Source organism: Myxococcus sp. SDU36, from assembly GCF_030168875.1.
Taxonomy (GTDB): Bacteria; Myxococcota; Myxococcia; order Myxococcales; family Myxococcaceae; genus Myxococcus; species Myxococcus vastator.
Genome location: NZ_CP077414.1, coordinates 2,774,511 through 2,795,442, shown reverse-complemented (window position 1 = coordinate 2,795,442; position 20,932 = coordinate 2,774,511). Strand labels below are relative to the sequence as shown.

Annotated in this window: 4 protein-coding genes; all 4 read left to right on the top strand. The window is 70.7% G+C overall.

Annotated features, from left to right (window positions below):
• Positions 1-16: 16 nt before the first annotated feature.
• The 4 genes from KGD87_RS10780 to KGD87_RS10765 are packed head-to-tail and all read left to right on the top strand — an operon-like array spanning position 17 to position 20,931.
• A complete protein-coding gene (locus KGD87_RS10780; protein ID WP_284667379.1) occupies positions 17-2,227 on the top strand; it encodes a beta-ketoacyl synthase N-terminal-like domain-containing protein in 2,211 nt (736 codons plus the stop codon).
• Positions 2,227-6,447, top strand: a complete 4,221-nt coding sequence (locus KGD87_RS10775) for a type I polyketide synthase (RefSeq protein ID WP_284667378.1) — start codon at positions 2,227-2,229, stop codon at positions 6,445-6,447. The genes KGD87_RS10780 and KGD87_RS10775 overlap by 1 nt, the downstream gene beginning before the upstream one ends.
• Complete coding sequence (locus KGD87_RS10770; protein ID WP_284667377.1) at positions 6,444-15,362, top strand: non-ribosomal peptide synthetase/type I polyketide synthase; 8,919 nt, start codon at positions 6,444-6,446, stop codon at positions 15,360-15,362. The genes KGD87_RS10775 and KGD87_RS10770 overlap by 4 nt, the downstream gene beginning before the upstream one ends.
• Before the next feature lie 10 nt (positions 15,363-15,372).
• A complete protein-coding gene (locus KGD87_RS10765; RefSeq protein WP_284667376.1) occupies positions 15,373-20,931 on the top strand; it encodes a type I polyketide synthase in 5,559 nt (1,852 codons plus the stop codon).
• Position 20,932 lies beyond the last annotated feature (1 nt).

Sequence of the window (20,932 nt, the reverse complement as noted above, 5' to 3'; positions counted from 1 at the left end):
GCGGAGCCGTGCCCTGATGTGGTGTGAACCCATTGCTGTGATTGGACTGGGGCTGCGTCTCCCCCTGTCGGACTGCCCACGTACGCTCTGGCAAATGCTCTGTGATGGGATTGATGCAACGGGAGACATCCCGTCCGGGCGCTGGCCATCGGCCTCGCTCTTCGACGCGGCGCCTGATCGCCCCGGGACGATTCGCAACCGCAAGGCCGGGCTGATTGACGGCGTGGAGCTGGCCGACCCCGCGGCGTTCCGGCTGTCGAAGCGGGAGCTGCGGCAGATGGACCCGCAGCACCGGCTCCTCTTCGAGTGCGCATGGCATGCGCTGGAGGACGCGGGCCTGCCCTTCGACGCCGTGCGAGGGAGCCGCACGGGCGTCTTCATGGGCGTCAACTTCAGCGACTTCCAGCGGATGCTGGCGCGGGACTGGGCCGCGCTGGATGGCTACTCCGTCCTGGGGACGACGGCGTCCTTCGCGGCCAACCGGCTCTCCTACGCGTTTGATTTCCGAGGGCCCAGCACCGTGTCGAGCGTGGGGTGCGCCTCCTCGACGGTGGCCCTTCATGAGGCCTGCCGCAGCCTGATGCTGGGCGAGGTGGAGATGGCCCTGGCCGGGGGCGTCGAGCTGATGTTGTCACCGGACAGCAGCATCATGCTGTCCCAGGCCGGCGTGTTCTCCGAGCGGGGGCAGTGCCGGACCCTGGATGCCCAGGCGGACGGCTACGTGCGCGGGGAGGGCGCTGGCGTCGTCGTCCTCAAGCCCCTGTCCAAGGTCGACCCCAGCGAGCGCGTGTACGCGGTGATTCGGGGCAGCGCCGTCAACCACAACGGCCGGAATGAGTGGATCATGGCGCCCAGCGCCTCGGCGCAGGCGGACGTCATCCGGCAGGCGTGTGCGCAGGGCGGGGTGGCTCCGGCGAGCATCGACTACATCGAGCTGCACGGCTCGGCGTTCCTCAAGGGCGACGCGGCCGAGGCGGAGGCCATCGGCGAGGCGCTTGGACCGCGGCGGAGGGTGCCTTGCAGGCTCGGCGCCATCAGCAACAACGTGGGTTACCTGGGTGCCGCGGCGGGCATCGCGCAGTTCATCAAGGTGTGCCTGTCACTGCACCACCGCACCTTGCCGCCGACGATTCACGTGGATGCGCCCAACCCGCTGGTGGCGTTCGACGCGCTCGGGCTGAGCATCCAGACGGAGCTGGAGCCCTGGGCCGCGCGGGAGCCTGGCGTGCCTCCGCGGGCGGGCATCGTGTCCACCTCCCTGGGCGGTGCCAACGGCTTCGTGGTCCTGGAGGCCGCTCCGGCGGCGGTGCTGGAGCGGACGCCGGCGCCGGTCCATTTCCTGGCGCTCTCGGCGCTCTCTCAGGATGCGCTCCGTCAGCGGGCGCTCCAGCTTCGGGACTTCCTCGCCGCGACGCCGGACTCGGTGGCGACGCTGGAGGACATCTGCTTCACCGCCGCGCTCAAGCGTCAGCACCACCGTCACCGGGCCGCAATAGTCGCGGGAGACCGGGCTGGGCTCGTGGCGCTCCTGGACTCGCTGGCGACGTCGAGCGGGACGACGCTGCTGGCGCAGGAGGGCGTGCCGCTGGACCAGGTGGAGGCCGGGCGTGTCTTCGTCGCGGATGGGTCCGTGCCGCCCGAGGCGTTTCCGGTGCGTGCGGGCCGCTGCGTGAGCCTGCCCGTCTACCCCTTCCAGCGTCAGCGCCTGTGGCCCGAGTGGCTTTCGCCCGATGAAGTCTGCCGCTCACCCAAGGACGCGCGGCCGGAGGCCTCCTCGCTGCTTCAGGCCGCTGCCGTCGCCGCCGGGGATGCTTCCCGCGTGCCCGATGTGCACGGAGAAGCCCAGATGCGGGCGTTCCTGCGTGGGCACCTCGCGGACGTGTTGGAGGTCGAGCCCGCGACGCTCGACGTGCAAGGGCGGACCTTCTTCGAACTGGGCCTGAACTCCATTGGAGCCACGTTGCTGAAGGAGCGTATCTCGCGGGAGCTCGAGCTCCCGCTGTCGACGACGCTCTTCTTCGAGCTGCCTCGGCTGGAGCCGCTGGCGAAGCGGCTGGTGTCCCTGCTGGAGGCGCGGCGTGGCCGCCTGCCGTCGGACTCGGGCGACGTGAGCACGCCCGAGCAGGAGGAGCAGGGCCTGATGGAGCGCATCGCCGGGCTGTCCGAGGACGAAGCGCGCGAGCAGATCGCCCGGACGTTGGCGGAACTCAGCCTAGAGGTCGCGTGATGAACCGGAAAGACGGATTCATGGCGGAGTTGTCGCCGCTCCAGCAGGCGCTGCTGACCATCGAGAAGCTGCAGAAGAAGCTGGCCGCGGCCTCGAATGGTGAGCGGGAGCCGATTGCCATCATCGGCATGGCCTGCCGCTTTCCGGGGGGCGCCACCAGCCCCGCGAGGTTCCGCGACCTGCTGTGGGGGGCGGGGGAGGCGCTGACGGAAACGCCCAGCGACCGGCGCGCGCTCCAGGGGGAGCTGGCCATGCGCCGCGCGGGCTTCGTTGACGAGGTGGACCGTTTCGACGCGGACTTCTTCCACATCTCCCGGCGTGAAGCCGAGGGGATGGACCCGCAGCAGCGCTTCTTCCTGGAGGTGAGCTGGGAGGCCCTGGAGGACGCGGGCCTTCCCCCGCACCAGCTCCTGGGGACGCGGACCGGTGTCTTCGCGGGCGTCCACGCGAAGGACTACGCGTTCATCACGGGGGGCGGGCTGGAGAAGGTGAGCGCCCACTACTCCACGGGTGTGGACGCCAGCTATGTGGCGGGCCGGCTGTCGTATCTCCTCGGGCTGGAAGGGCCGAGCATGGCGGTGGACACCGCGTGCTCGTCCTCGCTGTCCGCCGTGCACCTGGCGTGTCAGAGCCTGCGGACGGAGGAGTCGACGCTCGCCATCGCCGGTGGCGTGAAGCTCATCCTGGCGCCGCAGCTCAGCGTGTTCCTGTCCAAGGCGGGAGCCCTGTCCCCTAGCGGCCACTGCCGCACGTTCGACCGGGACGCGGACGGGATGGTGCAGGGAGAAGGCTGCGGCGTGGTCATCCTGAAGCGGCTGCGGGACGCCGTTCGGGATGGCGACCGCATCCTGGCGACCTTGCGCGGCACGGGCATGAACCACGACGGCGCGAGCGGTGGTCTCACGGTGCCGAACGTCGGGGCGCAGGAGGCGCTGTACCGGCGCGTGTTGCAGCGCGCGGGCATCGAGCCCGGACAGGTGGACTACCTGGAAGCGCACGGGACGGGGACTCGGCTGGGAGACCCCATCGAACTGGACGGCGTGTCGCGCGTCTACGGCGCGTCGCGGCCTTCGGAGCGCCCGCTGTGGATTGGCTCCGTCAAGCCGAACATCGGTCACACGGAGGCCGCGGCCGGCATCGCGGGGCTCATCAAGGCCGTCCTGGTGCTCCAGTCAGGCGAGGTGCCTCCCTCCATCAACTTCGAACACCCGACACCGGAATTCACATGGGAGGGCTCGGGGCTCGCGGTGCCTCGGGCGCGCACGCCCCTGGCGGCGAAGGACGGCCCGCATCGCGTCGCCGTGAGCTCGTTCGGGATGAGCGGTGTGAATGCGCATGCGCTCGTCGAGGCGTACGCGGAGGCCCCCCGTGCCGCCGTGGCGGCCGGGCCGTATGTGTTGCCCCTCTCCGCGCGCTCGGAGCCCGCGCTGCGCACGCTGGCGGCGTCGTGGCTCAAGTACGTGTCAGCGGCTGGCGCTGGGACGCACCTCCAGGATGCGTGCTTCACGGCGGGCGCTGGACGCTCACACCATGCGCATCGTGCGGTGCTCGTGGCGAGGACGCACGAGGCGCTTCGTGCGGGCCTTCACGCTGTCGCGGAGGGGCGGGATGCGCCGGGCGTCACCCGCGGTTCCCGCGAGGGCGAGCCTGTCTTCCTCTTCGGGGGCGCGGAGCCCGAGGCCGGCCGGTTGCTGCGTGAGCTGCTGGGCCGGGACCTCTTCCGGGTCCACGCGGAGCGAGTGGATGCGGTCGTCCAGCAGGTCGCGGGCTGGTCCGTCATCGAGCAGTCCGGCGAAGGACACCCGGTGGGCGTGCTCCTCGTGCTCCAGCTCGCGTTGGCGGAGCTCTGGCGCTCGTGTGGGCTGATTCCCGCTGTTGTTTCGGGTTCCGGCGTGGGCGCGCTCTCCGCGGGGGTGGTCGCGGGAGCACTCAGCGTGGAAGACGCCGTGCGGCTCGCCTTGCAGTTGGCTCCGGCGCAGCCCGTGCGGCCTCAGCCCGTGAAGTCCCCGTTCTTCTCCACCGTCGATGGCACCTGGGTCGAAGCGGGCGCCACGGTGCCGGCCGCGTACTGGGAGAGACAGCGCACCGCCGTGAGCGACCTGACGTCGTCCGTGGCGCAGCTGTGCGCGCGGAACGCGTCGGCTTTCATCCTGGTCTCTTGTGACGCCTCCGTGGGGGAGGTGCTGGAGGCCGCTGCACGAAGCCGTGGAAGCAGCGCCGCGGTCCTGCGCGCGAGCTTGCCCGGTGATGACGCCTGGATGGGTGTCCTGGGAGTCATCGCGGGGGGGTACTCCGCCGGAGGCTCCGTTCGCTTCGAGGGGCTCTACACCGGGGCGCGCAAGACGGTGGTTCCGACGTACCCGTGGCAGCGTGAGCGCTACTGGTGGGACGGAGAGGTGGCTCCTGCGCCGAGCAGCGTGCGGACCGTCCGGGATGTTTCCCCTCGGGACCTCTACTGCGAGCTCGCGTGGCATGCGCGCGCGGTGGGGCAGGGGCCCGTGGACGCGGAGGGGCGCTGGCTCATCGTGAGCATGCAGCCGGCTGCCGCGGAGGCGCTTCGGCAGGCCCTGTCCTCCGCCGGAGGCACGGTGCGCGTGGCCAGCGTGGGCTCCGAGCAGGCGCCGGTGCTGCGGGAGTGGCTGTCAGAGAGCCCGGCGCCTCGAGGAATCATCTACCTGGCGGGTTCGGAGCACCCTGAGTCACTGGAAGGGCTGCACACCTCGGTCCAGCGAGAGGTCCACGCGGCGGCGTCGCTCGTGCAGACCCTGGCGCGGCAGTCGGTGCCCACGCTGCCTCGGTTGTTCCTGGTCACCCAGGGCGCGCAAGTCGCTGGCGAAGCGGCTGGACCCACGGCGATTGCTGCCGCGCCACTGTGGGGCCTGGGGCGCGTCGTCGCCTACGAGCACCCGGAGCTTGCCTGCAAGCGCATCGACGTCGAGCTCGCGGACTTCGGCGCGCTGGTGACAGAGCTGGCGCGCAAGACTCCTGCTGCCGCTGACGATGACGAGGTCGTGCTGCGCGGCGAGCGGCGGCTGGTGCCCTCGCTCACGCAGACGCAAACGATTCCGGAAGGCGTGGGCGCGTTTCGTCCTCGGGGAGACCGCACGTACCTGATTACGGGTGGGCTGGGTGGAATCGGGCTGCGGCTCGCCTCCTGGTTGGTGGAGCGCGGCGCGCGGCACCTTGCCCTGTGTGGACGAAAGGGTGAGACCGATGAGGCCCGGCAGGCCCTGGCGCCGCTGCGCGCGGCGGGCGCGAAGGTGGAGACCTTCCGCGTCGATGTGAGCCGCCCGGAGTCGGTGGCGGAGTTGCTGGCTGCCGTCCGCGGAGGCGGGGCGCCGCTGGGCGGCATCTTCCACAGCGCGGGCGTGCTGGCGGACAGCTCGTTGTTGCAGTGGGAGCCCAAGGACTTCGAGACGGTCATGGGCCCCAAGGTCGACGGTGCCTGGAACCTCCATGCGTTGGCCACCGACGCCACCCTCGAGCACTTCGTCCTGTTCTCCTCGACGGCGTCGCTGATCGGCTCGCCGGGGCAGGCCAGCTACGCCGCGGCCAACGCGTTCCTCGATGCGCTGGCGCACTTCCGTCGCGCACGGGGCCTGCCCGCCATCAGCCTCAACTGGGGAAGCTGGGGCGAGGTCGGCATGGCCGTCGCGGACGCGCGGCGTGGGGACCGGCTGGCGGAGCGGGGCATGTCGCCCATGTCCGTGGAGGAGGCCCTGGCGGCCATGGCGTGGGTGCTCGCGGAGAACCGCGTCACCCGAGGCATCGCGCGCTTCGATGTGGCGCGATGGACCGCCAGCCATCCCTCCATCGTGGCGTCGTCTCTGTTCCGGCCCGCGTCTGCCACCGTTGACGTCCCTGACGTCGCGGAGGCGCCTCGCAAGCTGCGCGAGGTGTTGCTCGCGCTGGAAGGCTCCGCGCGCCGTGGCGTCCTGGAGGCGCGTCTCAAGGAGATGGTCAGCGAGGTCGGAAAGATTCCGACGGCGAAGCTCTCGTCCACGGACTCGTTCGACGCGCTGGGGTTCGACTCCATCATGGCGCTCGAGCTGCGGGACATGGTGTTGGGCGAGCTCGACGTGAGCATGCCGCTCAAGAGTTTCGTCGATGAACATTCCATCGAGCAGGTGACGGCGGAGCTTCTCGAAAAGCTCGCCGTGGCCAGCGTGCTCGGCGCTGCCTCCTCGGAGCGCAATGACTCGAAGCGGGTCCTGCTATGACATTGAATGAGCTTCTTCAGGCCCTGGCTGGGCACGGCATCAAGCTGTCGGTGGAGGGGGACCGCCTGGCGGTGGACTCGCCCACGGGCGAGATTCCGGGAGCGCTGCGCGAGCAGCTCGTGGCGAACAAGGCGGCGCTGCTGACCCTGCTGTCAGAGCAGCGCGTGCCCCAGGCGGAGACCCTGCCGCAAATCACGCCCCGGCCCGAGGAGCGGCATGAGCCGTTCCCGATGACGGAGATTCAGCAGGCCTACAGCGTGGGCCGGCAGGCCGAGCTCGAGATGAACGCGGCGATGCACGCGTACAACGAGATTGACTGCCACGCGCTCGACCTGGCCCGCTTCGAGGACGCCTGGAACCTGCTCATCGCCCGCCACGAGATGCTCCGGGTGGTGGCGCTCCCGGGCTTCCAGCAGCGCATCCTCCCGGACGTGCCGCGCTACGTCCTCCCCGTGGAGGACCTGCGTGGTCGCGAGCAGGAGGAGACAGAGGCTCGCTTCCAGGCCATCCGGGAGCGGCTGTCGCAGCAGGTGCTGGCGCTTGACCAGTGGCCGTTGTTCGAGCTTCGCGTGTGCCAGCTCGACGGAGGGCGTTCGCGCCTCTTCATGAGCATCGATGGGACCTTCATCGACGGCTACAGCTTCCAGATTCTCTACCGGGAGCTCGTCCACCTCTACAAACACCTGGGTGGGGCGCCCGCGCTTCCCGCGCTGGACCTGTCCTTCCGGGACTACGCGCTGGCGGTGCAGCATGCGCGCGGTGCTCGCTACGCGCGCTCGCTCGAATACTGGCGCTCCCGCCTCCCGAGTCTCCCGCCCGCGCCGGACCTTCCGCTCGACAAGGACCCGGCTTCGCTCCGGCGTCCTCGCTTCGGGCGCGTGTTCGAACGGCTGGGACCGGAGGTCTGGCAGCCGCTCAAGCAGCGAGCCCGTGCGCGCAAGCTGACGGAGCCGGAGCTGCTGCTGGCGGCGTACGCGGAGGTCATGGCGCGCTGGAGCCGCAGCCCTCGCTTCACGCTCAACGTCCCGCACTTCAACCGGCTGCCCCTGCATCCCCAGGTCAACGAGCTTGTCGGCACCTTCGCCAGCTTCACGTTGATTGAAGTGGACCACCGGCCGGAGCGGACCTTCACGGAGCGGGCCCTGGCCATCCGGGACCAGCTCTTCCTGGCGCTGGAGCACCGGGAGGTCAGCGGCGTGGAGCTGCTGCGCGAGCTGTTCCGGGCCCAGGGGCGCATCGCGGGCGCCATCATGCCCGTGGTGATGACGAGCTTCGCGTCTCACTCCAAGAGCAAGGACTCGCACTGGGTCGACTTCCTGGCGGAGGAGTTCGGCGAGCTCATCGAGGCGCTGACGCAGACGCCCCAGGTGTGGATTGACCTGCAGATTGTCTACCAGCGGGGCGGCGTCTTCCTGAACTGGGACGTGGCGGAGGAGCTGTTCCCGCCCGGAATGATTGAAGACATGTTCTCCAGCTTCTGCGCGCTGCTGCGGCGCCTGGCGGAGGACGACGCGGCGTGGGACCAGCAGGGGCTGGACACCCGTCCCGTCCGGCAGGTGGAGCTGCTGGCCCGCGTCAACGACACGGCGCGACCGCGGAGCGGGGAGTTGCTCCACACGGGCTTCTACCGCCACGCCGCCGCGCGCCCGGATGCCCTGGCGCTGGCCTCGTCGAGCGTGAGCCTGAGTTATGGCGAGCTCGCCCGGCGCTCCAGCCGACTTGGGCATGCGCTGCGCGAACGTGGCGCCGCGCCTGGCCGCATCGTCGCGATTGTGATGGAGAAGGGGTGGGAGCAGGTCGTGGCCGCGCTGGGCGTCCTTGGCTCGGGGGCGGCGTACCTGCCCATCGACGCGGGGCTGCCGCACGAGCGGCGCGTCTACATGATGCGCAACGGCGGGGCCGAGCTGGCGGTGACGCAGCCGAAGTTCGCCCAGGAGCCCTGGCCCGAAGGGGTGCAGGTGCTCGTCGTCACGCCGGACGCTTTCAGCGAGTACAGCGAGGCGCCGCTGGCGCCCGTGCAGAAGCCCGAGGACCTGGCGCACATCCTCTACACCTCCGGCTCCACCGGCCAGCCCAACGGGGCCATGCTCACCCACGCGGGGATGGTCAACGGCGTGGAGTGGACGAACCGGAAGTTCGGCGTCGGGCCGGATGACCGCGTCATCGCGCTCAGCGCGCTCCACCACGACTTCTCCGTCTACGACGTCTTCGGCACCCTGAGCGCGGGCGCGGCCCTGGTCATGCCGGACGCCTCGTCGCGCAGGGACCCCTCCCACTGGGCCGAGCTGATGTCCCGTCATGGCGTCTCCATCTGGAGCACCGTGCCGGCGATGATGGAGATGCTGCTGACGTACCTTGAAGGCAGCAGCGCCCGGCTGACCTGCCCGCTGCGCCTGGTGATGCTCGGCGGCGACTGGCTCCCCGTCACCATGCCCGCACGGCTGCGGGCGAAGTTCGGTGACGTGAAGCTGATGAGCGTCGGCGGGCCGACGGAGACGTCCCTGTGGAACATCTCCCACCCCGTCGTTGAAGCCGACGAGCGGCGCCGCAGCATCCCGTACGGCAAGCCCATCTCGAACACGAAGTACTACGTGCTGGACGAGCACCTGGACGAGCGCCCCATCTGGGTGCCCGGCGAGCTGTGCTGCGCGGGCGTGGGCGTGGCGCTGGGCTACGTGGGCGCGGGGGCGGGCTCGAAGAAGTTCACCGTGCATCCGCGGACGGGCGAGCGCCTCTACCGCACCGGCGACCTCGGCCGGTATCTGCCGGATGGCACCATCGAGTTCCTCGGCCGCGTCGACTTCCAGCTCTCCATCCGTGGACAGCGCATCGAGCCGGGTGAAATCGAGGCCGCGCTGCTCCAGGAGCCGAGCATCAGCGCGGCGGTGGTCGGGGCCGTCGGCGAGCACCACGAAAAGCGGCTGGTCGCCTACGTCGTCCCCTCCGACACGAAGCGGGGCGTGGACACCCGGCACGTCCGCGAGTTCCTGTCGCGCAAGCTGCCCGAGCACCTGGTCCCAGCGACCTATGTCGTGCTGGAGGCGCTGCCGCTGACCCGCAACGCCAAGGTGGACCGCAAGGCGCTGCCGCACCCCGACGACGTCGCGCGGCCCACGCAGCGCGAGGAGCGCAAGCCCGCCGCGGTCCGTCCCAGTCGCGAAGCTCAGGCGCTTCAGCAGTCCATCGCGAAGGCCGTGGCGGAGGTGCTGGGAGTTCCAGAGGTTCACCCGGACCGGAACTTCTTCGAGCTGGGCGCCAACTCGGTGCACCTCATCAAGCTCCACCTCGAGCTCAAGGAGAAGCTGGGGCTCGAGGTTCCCGTCACGGACCTGTTCGGCCGGCCCACCGTCAAGGTGCTCGCGGCCCGGCTCGCGGCGGCGGGAGGAGACGCGAAGCCCGAGGTGGCACTCGCGCCGCGCGAAGAGCCGCCGCGGACGGAGGATGCGCGGGACATCGCCATCATCGGCTTGAGCTGCCGCTTCCCTGGGGCGTCGACGCCCGAGCAGTTCTGGCAGAACCTGATGCAGGGCGTGGAGTCGGTGGGCACCTTCACCGATGACGAGCTGCTGGCCGCGGGGGTCAGTCCGGAGGCGTTCCGGAACCCCGGGTACGTCCGCGCGTCAGCGGTGATGGAGGGCTTCGACACCTTCGACGCGGAGTTCTTCTCGCTGACGCCTCGCGAGGCGCGCGCGTTGGATCCGCAGCAGCGGGTGTTCCTGGAGTGCGCCTGGGAGGCGCTGGAGCACGCGGGCTATCCGCCGTCGGAGCGCAACGGGCTCGTGGGCGTGTATGCCGGGAAGAGCGTCAGCCACTACCGCTATCCCTACCCGGACCTGACGCGGCCCATCGGCTTCTTCCAGGACCTGATGGCGCAGGACAAGGACTTCCTGGCCACGCAGGTGTCCTACAAGTTGGACCTGCGCGGGCCCAGCATCAACGTCCAGACGGCGTGCTCCACGTCCCTGGTCGCGGTGTCCGCGGCGTGCGCGGCGCTGAATGAGGGCAGCTGCGACCTGGCGCTCGCGGGCGGCGTGGCCATCAAGGTCCCCCACCGCGTGGGCTACCTGTACGAGGAAGGCAGCGTCTTCTCGCGCGACGGCCACTGCCGTCCCTTCGACGCCGGGGCCAACGGAACCATCCCGGGGAGCGGCGCCGGCATCGTGGTCCTCAAGCGCCTGAGTCAAGCAGTGGCGGATGGGGACCGGGTGCTCGCCGTCATCAAGGGCTCCGCCATCAACAACGACGGCCACCGCAAGGTGGGCTTCATGGCCCCCGGCGTCGAGGGCCAGACGGACGTGGTGCGCCGCGCGCATCAGCACGCGAAGGTGGACCCGCGGACCATCTCCTACGTCGAAGCCCATGGCACCGGAACGTCCATTGGCGACCCCATTGAAGTCTCCGCGCTGACGGAGGCGTTTGGGGGACAGGTTCAGGCGCAGTCGTGCGGCCTTGGCTCGGTGAAGGGCAACATCGGCCACCTCGACAGCGCGGCGGGCATCGCGGGGCTCATCAAGGTCGTGCTGGCGCTTCAGCACCGCACGTTGCCGCCCACGCTCCACTACCAGTCGCCCAACCCGCGGCTGGAGCTCCACAAGACGCCCTTCTACGTGGTGGACCAGGCCCGGCCGTGGACCGCGACGCAGGGTGTCCTGCGCGCGGGGCTCAGCTCCTTCGGCATCGGCGGCACCAACGCCCACATGGTCCTCGAAGAGGCGCCACCTCAGGCGACGCCAGCGCAGGACGCGCAGCGGCTGGACCGCTCGCGGCACCTCCTGGCGTTGTCCGCGCGGAGCCCGGAGGCGCTGCGGGAGCTCGCGGGCCGCTACCGGGCGGTGCTCGAGGCGCCGGACGCATCGCTCGCGGACGTGTGCTTCTCCGCGAACACCGGCCGTGCCGCCTTCGACCACCGGCTCGCGGTGGTGGGCGCGGACGCCGCGCAGGTGGTCGCCGTCCTGGGCGCGGCGGAGCGGAAGGAAGAGCACCCGGGGCTCGTGCGGGGAGAGGCCGACGCGAAGCAGGCGGTGAAGGTCGCGTTCTTGTTCTCCGGTCAGGGCTCGCAGTACGTCGGGGCAGCGCGCGAGCTGTACCAGACGCACCCGGGCTTCCGCCGGCGCATCGACGCGTTCGACGAGCTGCTCCGCGCGTACTGGGACCGCTCCCTGCTCTCCGTCCTCTACGCGGAGCCGGGGACGCCATCGCCCATCGATGAGCTCGACTACGCCCAGCCGGTGGTCTTCGTGCTGGAGTACGCGCTGGCCGAGCTGTGGATGTCGTGGGGCATCCAGCCGGACGTGTTGCTCGGACACAGCACGGGCGAGCTGGCCGCGGCCTGCATCGCGGGCGTGTTCAGCGTCGAGGATGGCCTGAAGCTGGCCGTCCACCGCGGCCGGTTGATTCAGCAGCTTCCGGAGGGCAGCAACATCGCGGTCGCCGCCGCGGAGCCGGAGCTGCGCCAGTTCCTCGCGGAGGGCGGTTGGGCCAGCTCCATCGCGGCCGTCAACGGGCCGGACAACGTCGTCATCTCCGGCATCCCCGCGGAGATTGTGGAGATTGGCCGGGCGCTGGACGCGAAGGGCTACAAGGTCAAGCGGCTGAACATCCCGCGCGCGGCGCACTCGGTGATGATGGAGGCCATCCTCCCGGAGTTCCGGGCCGTCGCCGCGACGCTGCGTTACGCGCTGCCGTCGATTCCCATGGTCTCCGGGATGACGGGCGAGCTCATCACCGACGGGCTCTGCACGCCGGACTACTGGTGCAGCCAGCTTCGCAACCCGGTGCAGTTCGGCCGGGGCGTGGAGGCGCTGTACCGCGACGGCATGCGCGTCTTCGTCGAGGTCGGCCCGAAGGCGACCCTGCTTGGCATGGCGGCGCGCTCGGTGCCCGAGGGCGCGGGGACCTGGCTGCCAAGCCTGCGCGTCGATGACGGGGGCTGGCGGCAGATGCTGGAGAGCCTGGCGGCGCTGTATGTGCGCGGCGCTCCGGTGGACTGGGCGGCGGTGGATGCCGGCTACCCACGCCGGAAGGTGGAAGTCCCCACCTATGCCTTCCAGCGTCAGCGCTACTGGGAGGAGGGCGCGGGTCTCCAGCGGCCCAATGGGCGAAGCGTGTCCCGCGCCGAGCACCCGCTGATTGGCGAGCGCGTGCCCCTGGCCGTCCTGGAGTCCGGTGAGCTGTTGTTCGAGGCGACGCTGGGGCCCGCCTCGCAGGCGTTCCTGGGCCAGCACCGCGTCTTCGGAACGCCCACGCTGCCCGCGACGGGCTACGTCGAGATGGCGCTGGCCGCCGGGGCCCGGTTGTTGGGCACGACCGCGCTGGAGCTGACGGACCTGGCCATCCTCAACGCGATGACCTTCCCGAAGGACGCCGAGCGGAAGGTGCAGTGCGCCGTGCGCCGCGACGGAGAGGGCAGGGCCGCTGTTCGCATCTTCAGCCGGACCGGTGAGGGCTCGGAGCGCGCGTGGAGCCTTCATGCGACGGGCACGCTCGCGGTGCTGGGGGATGGCGCACCGGCCACCGGGGCGCACGACCTCGACAGCGTGTTGAGGGACCTGCAGACCCCGCTCCCCGTCGAGGACTACTACCAGCGGGCACGGAGCGCGGGCGTCGACTTCGGGCCGGAGTTCCAGGGCATCACCGAGCTGCGCCGGGAAGGCGAGCAGGTCCTGGCGCGCATCGAGCGCCCGGCGGGCCTCGGGAGCGGCGGTGGCTACCTCGCGCATCCCGCGCTGATGGATGCCTGCCTCCAGGTGGTGGGCGGCGCCTATCCGGACATGGATGGCACCGAGCTGTACGTACCGGTGCACATCGAGCGGCTTCACGTCCTGGGCAGCATCGATGATGGCGTGTGGAGCCATGCCGTGGTTCGGCCGGTGGATGAAGCGGGGAAGCGGCTGCGTGCGGACGTTCGCATCTTCGGAAGAGATGGCGCGCTGCGGGCCTGGGTACTCGGCCTGGAGCTCCAGCGCACGAGCCAGGAGGCGCTGCGCGCCGCGCTCTCCACCTCGCTGGATGAGTGGCTCTACGAGCGGCAGTGGGAGCCCCTCGCCTTGGAGGGGACTCGTCCGGAGACGCGGGCGCCCGCTAGTAGCGCATGCCTGATTCTCTCGGAGCGCGATGGGATGGGGCAACAGCTCGCGCAGACGCTGACGCGCGATGGCCGCACCTGCTTTGTCGCCATCCGTGGCACGGAGCCGCGCCAGATTGATGAGACCACCTTCGAGGTCCCGGATGCGCCCGACGCGCTCGTGGAGGCCTTGCGAGGACTGCCGCTTCCGGCGTCCCTGTCGGACGTCATCCTGTTGTGGGGCTCCACCAGCCCGGAGGCGGAGTCGCTGGATGCGGAGGCGCTGGGGCAGGCCGCACGCGTGACGGGTGGTGGCGCGCTGGGGCTGCTCCAGTTCCTGCTGGACCGCGGGTACTCCGGCACGGTGTGGCTGGTGTCGCATGGCGCGCAGCCCGTGAAGCCGGGCGTCCCGTTGCCTGGGCTCGCGCAGTCGTTGCTGTGGGGCATGGCGCGGCCTCTGGCCATCGAGGCGTCGGAGCTGGATTGCCGGTGTGTCGACCTCGATGCCCACGGCGAACCAAGCGCACAGGTGGCGTTGCTCGCGCAGGAGCTCCGCCACCGCGCGGAGGTGGCGGAGGACCAGGTGGCCTACCGCGATGGCCGCTACGTCGCGCGACTCCGGAGGGTCGAGTCACGCAAACTGGTCGACGCGTCCGCGGAGCGCGTCGAAGGCTTCCGGGCGGACCGCAGCTATCTGGTGGCGGGTGGGCTCGGACGCCTGGGCCTGCTGACGGCGGAGTTGCTGGCGGGCCGGGGGGCACGCAACCTGGTGCTGACGGGCCGGAGCGCCCCGGGTCCACAGGCGGAGGAGCGTCTGGAGCACCTGCGTCAGCAGGGTGTCCGTGTCGAGTACCGGCAGGTCGACATCGCGGAGGCGGAGCCGCTGGCCGCGCTGCTGGACGAGGTGGCGCGGGACATGGCCCCGCTGAGCGGCGTGTTCCACTCGGCCGGCGTGCTGGATGACGGCGTGCTGCGGCAGCAGCGCTGGGAGCGTTTTGAGACCGTGCTTCGGCCGAAGCTGCGCGGTGCCTGGAACCTGCATCGTCTGACGGCTGGCCTGCCGTTGGACTTCTTCGTGCTGTTCTCCTCCGTCGCGTCGCTTGTCGGCTCGGCGGGACAGGCGAATCACTGCGCGGCGAACGCCTTCGAGGACGCGCTGGCGCACCACCGCCGTGCCATGGGCTTGCCTGCCCTGAGCATCAACTGGGGCATCTGGGCCGGTGACGCGGGCGCCCAGGTGTCGGTGAGCGAGGAGGCCCGGACGCCTGGCCTCGGCGTCATTCCGAAGACGCAGGGCCTGCGCGCGCTGGAGCTGCTCCTCACGTCGCGCGTTCCCCAGGTGGGCGTGGCCGCCATCGACTGGGCTGTCTTCGGAAGCGGCCGGTCCACGCCCTACGTCGCGGAGCTGCGCGAGCGGGCAGGGGGCGAGCGGCCGGTGGAGCGCGCGTCGTTCCTGGACACGCTCACGGCGGCGCCCATCGAGAAGCGCCGGCGGTTGTTGATGGACTACGTGCGCGAGCAAGTGGCGTGGATGCGCGGCGCGGGCTCCAGCGAGTCCATCGACCCGGCGCGTGGGTTCCATGAGCTGGGCATCGACTCGCTGGCGGCGCTCCAGCTCAAGAACCGGCTTCAGGGCGGGCTCGGCGTGTCGCTGCCGGCGACGCTCGTCTTCAACTACCCGACGGCGGAGAAGCTCGCGACGCAGCTCATGGACGCGTTCATCCCCCTGGAGTTCACGGAGGAAGCGGGCGTCACGTCGAAGGCAGACGCCCCGGTCGAGAGCCCACTGGAAGGGCTTGCTGAAGCGAACCTCGCGCACCTGCTCTCCGAGCAGCTGTCGAAGATGAACTAGGGACGGATTGATGTCAGCGCAAGGAAGCGACACGAGCTACGGCGAGCTGATGAAGCGCGCGCTCCTGAAGTTGCAGGAGGCGCAGTCGAAGCTCGATGCCCATGAGCAGGAGAAGCACGGGGCCATTGCCATTGTCGGCATCGGCTGCCGGTTCCCGGGGGGCGTCACCAGCCCTTCCGAATACTGGCGCCTGCTCTCCGACGGCGTGGACACCGTCACCGAGATTCCGTCCGACCGGTGGAACGCGGACAGCTTCTTCCACGCCGACCCGGACCATCCCGGCGGCATCTACACGCGCCAGGGGAGCTTCCTGCGGGACATCGACCAGTTCGAGCCGCGCTTCTTCGGCATCTCCCCGCGTGAGGCGGCGCGGATGGACCCGCAGCACCGGTTGTTGCTGGAGGTCGCGTGGGAGGCCGTGGAGCGCGCCGGCCGGAATCCAACGAGCCTGAGCGGGACGCGGACCGGCGTGTTCGTCGGGATGATGGGGCAGGACTACACGCAGATCGCCACCCAGTCCCCGGAGCTCATCGACGCCCACACCGGCGCGGGGAATGGCGCGAGCGTCGCCGCGGGACGCCTGTCGTATTCCTTCGGGCTCGAAGGGCCCAGCCTCACGGTTGATACCGCGTGCTCCTCGTCGTTGGTCGCGGTGCACCTGGCCATCCGCAGCCTGCGCCAGCGGGAGAGCGACTTCGCGCTGGCGGGCGGGGTGAACCTGGTCCTCTCTCCCATCGCGACGCTGATTGAGTCGCGCACGCACATGCTGTCGCCCGATGGCCGGTGCAAGACGTTCGATGCCTCGGCGAACGGCATCGGACGAGGGGAGGGCTGTGGGCTCGTCTTCCTGCGGCGCCTGTCGGACGCGCTCGCGGACGGGGACCCCATCGTCGCGGTGATTCGCGGCTCGGCGGTGAACCAGGATGGCCGGACCAGCGGGCTCACGGTGCCCAACGGGCTCGCCCAGCAGCGCGTCATCCGGGACGCCCTGCGGGACGGACAGGTGGAGCCCGCGAAGGTGGGCTACGTCGAGGCGCATGGGACGGGGACGTCGCTGGGTGACCCCATCGAGTTGGAGGCGCTCGCGTCCGTCTACTGCGCCAGGACGGGGCGACAGCAGCCGCTGATGGCCGGCTCGGTGAAGACGAACATGGGGCACCTCGAAGGTGCGTCCGGCATCGCGGGGTTGATCAAATCCGCGCTGTGCCTGGCGAACGAGGAGGTCCCGCCGCACCTCCACCTGCGCACGCCCACGCCGCATGTGGACTGGAAGCAGCTGTCCATCGAAGTGCCGACCGCGCGCCGCCAGTGGCAGGGAACGGATTCGCGCTTCGCGGCGGTGAGCTCGTTTGGCTTCTCGGGGACGAACGCGCACGTCGTCCTGGAGTCCGCGCCTCGGCCGAAGGCTCCGGCCCGGGAGGTGGAACGCCCGCGTCACGTCCTGGCGCTCTCCGCGCGCTCGAACGCCAGCCTTCGCAGGCTGGCCGGGTCCATGGCGGAGGAGCTGTCGCTGCGTCCCGCGGAAGGGCTCGCGGATGTCTGCCACACGGCGAACACCGGCCGCGGCGCCATGGAAGAGCGCGCGGCCTTCACGGGCTCGACCCCCGAGGAGCTGACGGAGTCGCTGCGCGCGTTCAGCCGTGGCGCGCCCACCGTCCCCGGAACCTGCGTGGAGGGCCGCCGCGACGGCGAGGCACCGCGCGTCGCGTTCCTCTTCACGGGCCAGGGCTCCCAGTACGTGGGCATGGGGCGGGAGCTGTTCGACACGCAGCCCGAGTTCCGCCGGGAGCTCCTGCGCTTCGAGGGCATCCTGAAGCCGCACCTGGAACGGCCGCTCACCGAGGTGCTCTTCCAGGACACGGAAGGGGCGCTGGACGAGACGCGCTACACCCAGCCCGCGCTGGTGGCGCTGGAGTTGGCGTTGGCGCACCTGCTGCGCGCGTGGGGCCTGCGCGCCGACGCGGTCCTGGGCCACAGCGTGGGCGAGTACGCGGCGGCCATGTTCGCGGGCGTCCTGGAGCCCGAGGCCGGCTTGCCCCTGGTGGCCGAGCGCGCGCGGCTGATGCAGGCGCTGCCCGAGCGCGGCGCGATGCTGGCCGTGTTCGCGGCGCCGGCGAGCGTGCTGCCATTCATCGCCGGGCATCCCCGGGTGACGGTGGCGGCCATCAATGGTCCGCGGAACACCGTCATCTCAGGGGACAGCACGGCCATCGGCGCCGTGGTCCAGGTGCTCGGGGAGGCGGGCATCGAGAGCCGGCGACTGAAGGTGTCACACGCGTTCCACTCCCCGCTGATGCAGCCCATGCTGGCGGAGTTCGAGCGGGCCGCGAGCCGCGCCTCCTTCCAGAAGCCGCGCCTTCCCCTCATCTCGAACCTCGACGGACGCGAGGCAGGCGAGGCCATCACCCAGCCGGCCTACTGGTCCCAGCATGTCCTCCAGCCCGTGCGCTTCGAGGAGGGCATCCGGACGCTCCTCCAGCGCGGGGTGCGGGTGTTCCTGGAGGTGGGTCCCAAGCCTTCGCTGTCCAACTTCGCGCGGGACGTGGTGGCGGGTGAAGAGGCGCTGTGGCTGGAGACGCTTCACCCGCGCCGCTCCGACTGGGCCGGCCTGCTCCGGGCGATGTCGGAGCTGTATGTGCGCGGCGCCAGGCCGGACTGGGAGCGCTTCGATGCGGGCTATGGGCGGACCCGCCGGGCGCTGCCGACCTATCCCTTCGAGCGGCAGCGCTACTGGCTGGATGTGCCCGCGCCGTGGACGCGCACGTCGCGCCGAGCCTCGACCCATCCGTTGCTGGGAACGCGTCTGGAATCCGCCGCCTTGAAGGAGGGGACGACCGTCTTCTCCAATGAGTTGTCGGCGGGAACCGTGCCTTTCGTGGCGGACCATCGGGTGTATGGCAAGGCGGTGGTGCCCGCCGCGGCCTACGTGGAGATGGTGGCCTCGGCGGCGGCGCAGGTGCTCGGAACGGAGTCGCTGCGGCTGGAGGACATCTCCCTGCTTCAACCGCTGGTGCTCCCCGAACAGCAGGCGCGAGTCGTCCAGACGTTGCTGGAGGACCAGGGCGAGGCGGGCCTCGCGTGCAAGGTGGTGAGCCGGGGGGATGAGCGCTCGGAGGACGGCGGCGGCGCGCGCGCGGCCTGGGTCACCCATGTGACGTGCCGGGTGTCGGCGCTGCGCGCCGTGGCTCCATCGGTGGAGCGGGAGGCGTGGGGCCGCGACTGCTCGACGCCTGTTTCCATCGATGAGCTCTCCGCCGTCTTCTCGCACCACGGGCTCGACTATGGGCCGTCCCTGCGCGTGCTGACGTCGCTGCATCGGGGGACTGGGGCCGCGCTGTCGTTGGGCCAGGTGGAGGACCGGAGCGGGTACTACCGCGTCCACCCGGCGCTGTTCGACGGCTGCTTGCGCACGGCGGCGGCGGTGTCGCGGCTCACGACGGAAGACGCGCTGCACCTCCCGGTGGCCTTGCAGACGCTCGACCTGTACCGGCCGCTGCCGGAGCGGGTCTGGACGTACGCGACGCAGCCTCCCCGGGAGGGCCAGGAGGGCTTCTCCGCGACGGACCTGACCCTGTGTGACGACGATGGCGCGGTGGTGGCCGTCGTGTCGGGGTTCTCGGTGCGCAAGGCCGAGCGCGACGTGTTGCTGCGCGGGCTCGACAACGACTTCCAGGACTGGCTGTACCGCCTCAACTGGGTGCCGCGTGACGTCACGGAGGAGGGCCGCTCCGCGAATCAACATTGGGCCGTCTTCACCAGCGAGGACGACTTCGCCTCGGAGCTGGTGCAGGTGCTGTCGCAGCGGGGCGAGCGCTGCACATTGGTTCGCAAGGGTGCGTCGTTCAGCAGCACGTCAGAGGGCTTCCGTATCAACCCCGCCGACCCGGAGGACCACGCACGGCTGGTCCAGACGTGGGCGGCTCAACCTCCGACGGGGCTGCTGTACCTCTGGGGGCTCGAAGCGGGGGCCCAGGCGGGTGACGCAGGCGCCTGGCTCGACGCGGCTCAGGAGTCGGGGTGCCTGGGCGCGCTGCGGCTGACGCAGGCCCTGGCGCATGGGCAGGGAGCGCCGCCCCGGCTGGTGCTGGTGACGCGGGGCACGCAAAGCCTGCCCACCGACACGCACGGCGCGCGCGTCGCGCAGGCGCCGCTGTGGGGCTTCGGACAGGCCGTGGCCACGGAGTTGCCCGAGCTGCGATGCCTCCGCATCGACCTGCCCGCGGAGCCCCGGTCCGAAGACCTGGGCACGTTCGTGCGGGCGCTCGCGCTGCCGGATGGGGAGTCCGGCGCGGCCATTCGTGGCGGCGGTCTCTACACCCCCCGGCTCGAGCGGGCCCGCTCACGGACAGTCGCCGCGAAGAAGGTGTCCGTCGTCGCGGAGGCCACCTACCTCGTCGCGGGAGGCCTGGGCGGACTTGGCCTGCGTGCCGCCACCTGGCTGGCGGCCCAGGGCGCGCGGCACCTGGTCCTGATGGGACGCAGCGCGCCGTCTCCCGAAGCTCGCGCCCAGCTCGATGCGCTCGAGGCTCAAGGCGTGCAGGTGCGGGTCGCGCGGGTGGACATCGCGTCGCATGACGCCATGGCGGACCTCTTCGCGAGCCTGCGCGGAGCCCCGCCGGTGCGCGGCATCATCCATTCGGCGGGCGTCCTCCGCGACGCAACGCTCGCGAATCAGACGTCCGAGCAGTTCCGGGAGGTGCTGGCCCCCAAGCTTCAGGGGGCGTGGAACCTCCACGCGCTCAGCCAGGGCATGGCGCTGGATTTCTTCGTCTGCTTCTCGTCGGCCGCATCACTCATCGGCTCACCGGGTCAGTCGAACTACGTCGCCGCGAATGCCTTCCTCGATGCGCTGGTCCACCTGCGCCACGCGGAGGGGCTGCCCGCGCTGACGCTCAACTGGGGCTCGTGGGCGGAGACGGGCATGGCGGCGCGGCTGGAGCGGGCGGCCTCCACGCGGCCGGGGGCGCAGGGCTTCGGCTCCATTCCCGTCCAGCAGGGCTTCAGCGTGCTGGAGCGGCTCATGGGGACCCCACAGGTCCAGTGGGGCGTCTTCCCCGTGGACTGGACGCGGCTGGCGGAGCAGCTGCCAGGGCTCGCGCGGCAGGCGCTCGTCCAGGGCTTGCTGGGGAGCGAGCCACAGCGGGTGCAAGCGCCGGCCTTCCGCGCGCAGTTGGACGCGGCGCCGACGAATCGCAAGCTGGAGCTGCTGCGTCAGCACGTCGCGGGCCAGGTGTCCGCGACGCTGGGCATGCCGGAGTCGGAGCGGCTGTCTGGCAACGAGCGCCTGTTCGAGCTGGGCGTCGATTCGCTGCTGGCCATCGAAATCAAGAACCGGCTCGCGAGCAGCCTCGGGCGAGGCCTGCGTTCGACGCTGATTTTCGACTTCCCCACCGTGAACGGGCTCGTCGCGCACCTGACCGAGGAGCTGGGGCTGGGGGCCGAGGTTCAGAAGAAGCAGGAAGCATCGCGGGAGGCGCAGGGCGCGCTCTCCGCGGAGATTCAAGGGCTGTCGGAGCAGGAGCTGACGTCCCTCATCGACCAGGAGCTGGAGAGCGCGCTCACCAGATGAG

Coding starts and splice junctions, on each gene's coding strand:
- KGD87_RS10780 (WP_284667379.1), top strand. CDS start 17: ATGTGGTGTGAACCCATTGCTGTGATTGGACTGGGGCTGCGTCTCCCC.
- KGD87_RS10775 (WP_284667378.1), top strand. CDS start 2,227: ATGAACCGGAAAGACGGATTCATGGCGGAGTTGTCGCCGCTCCAGCAG.
- KGD87_RS10770 (WP_284667377.1), top strand. CDS start 6,444: ATGACATTGAATGAGCTTCTTCAGGCCCTGGCTGGGCACGGCATCAAG.
- KGD87_RS10765 (WP_284667376.1), top strand. CDS start 15,373: ATGTCAGCGCAAGGAAGCGACACGAGCTACGGCGAGCTGATGAAGCGC.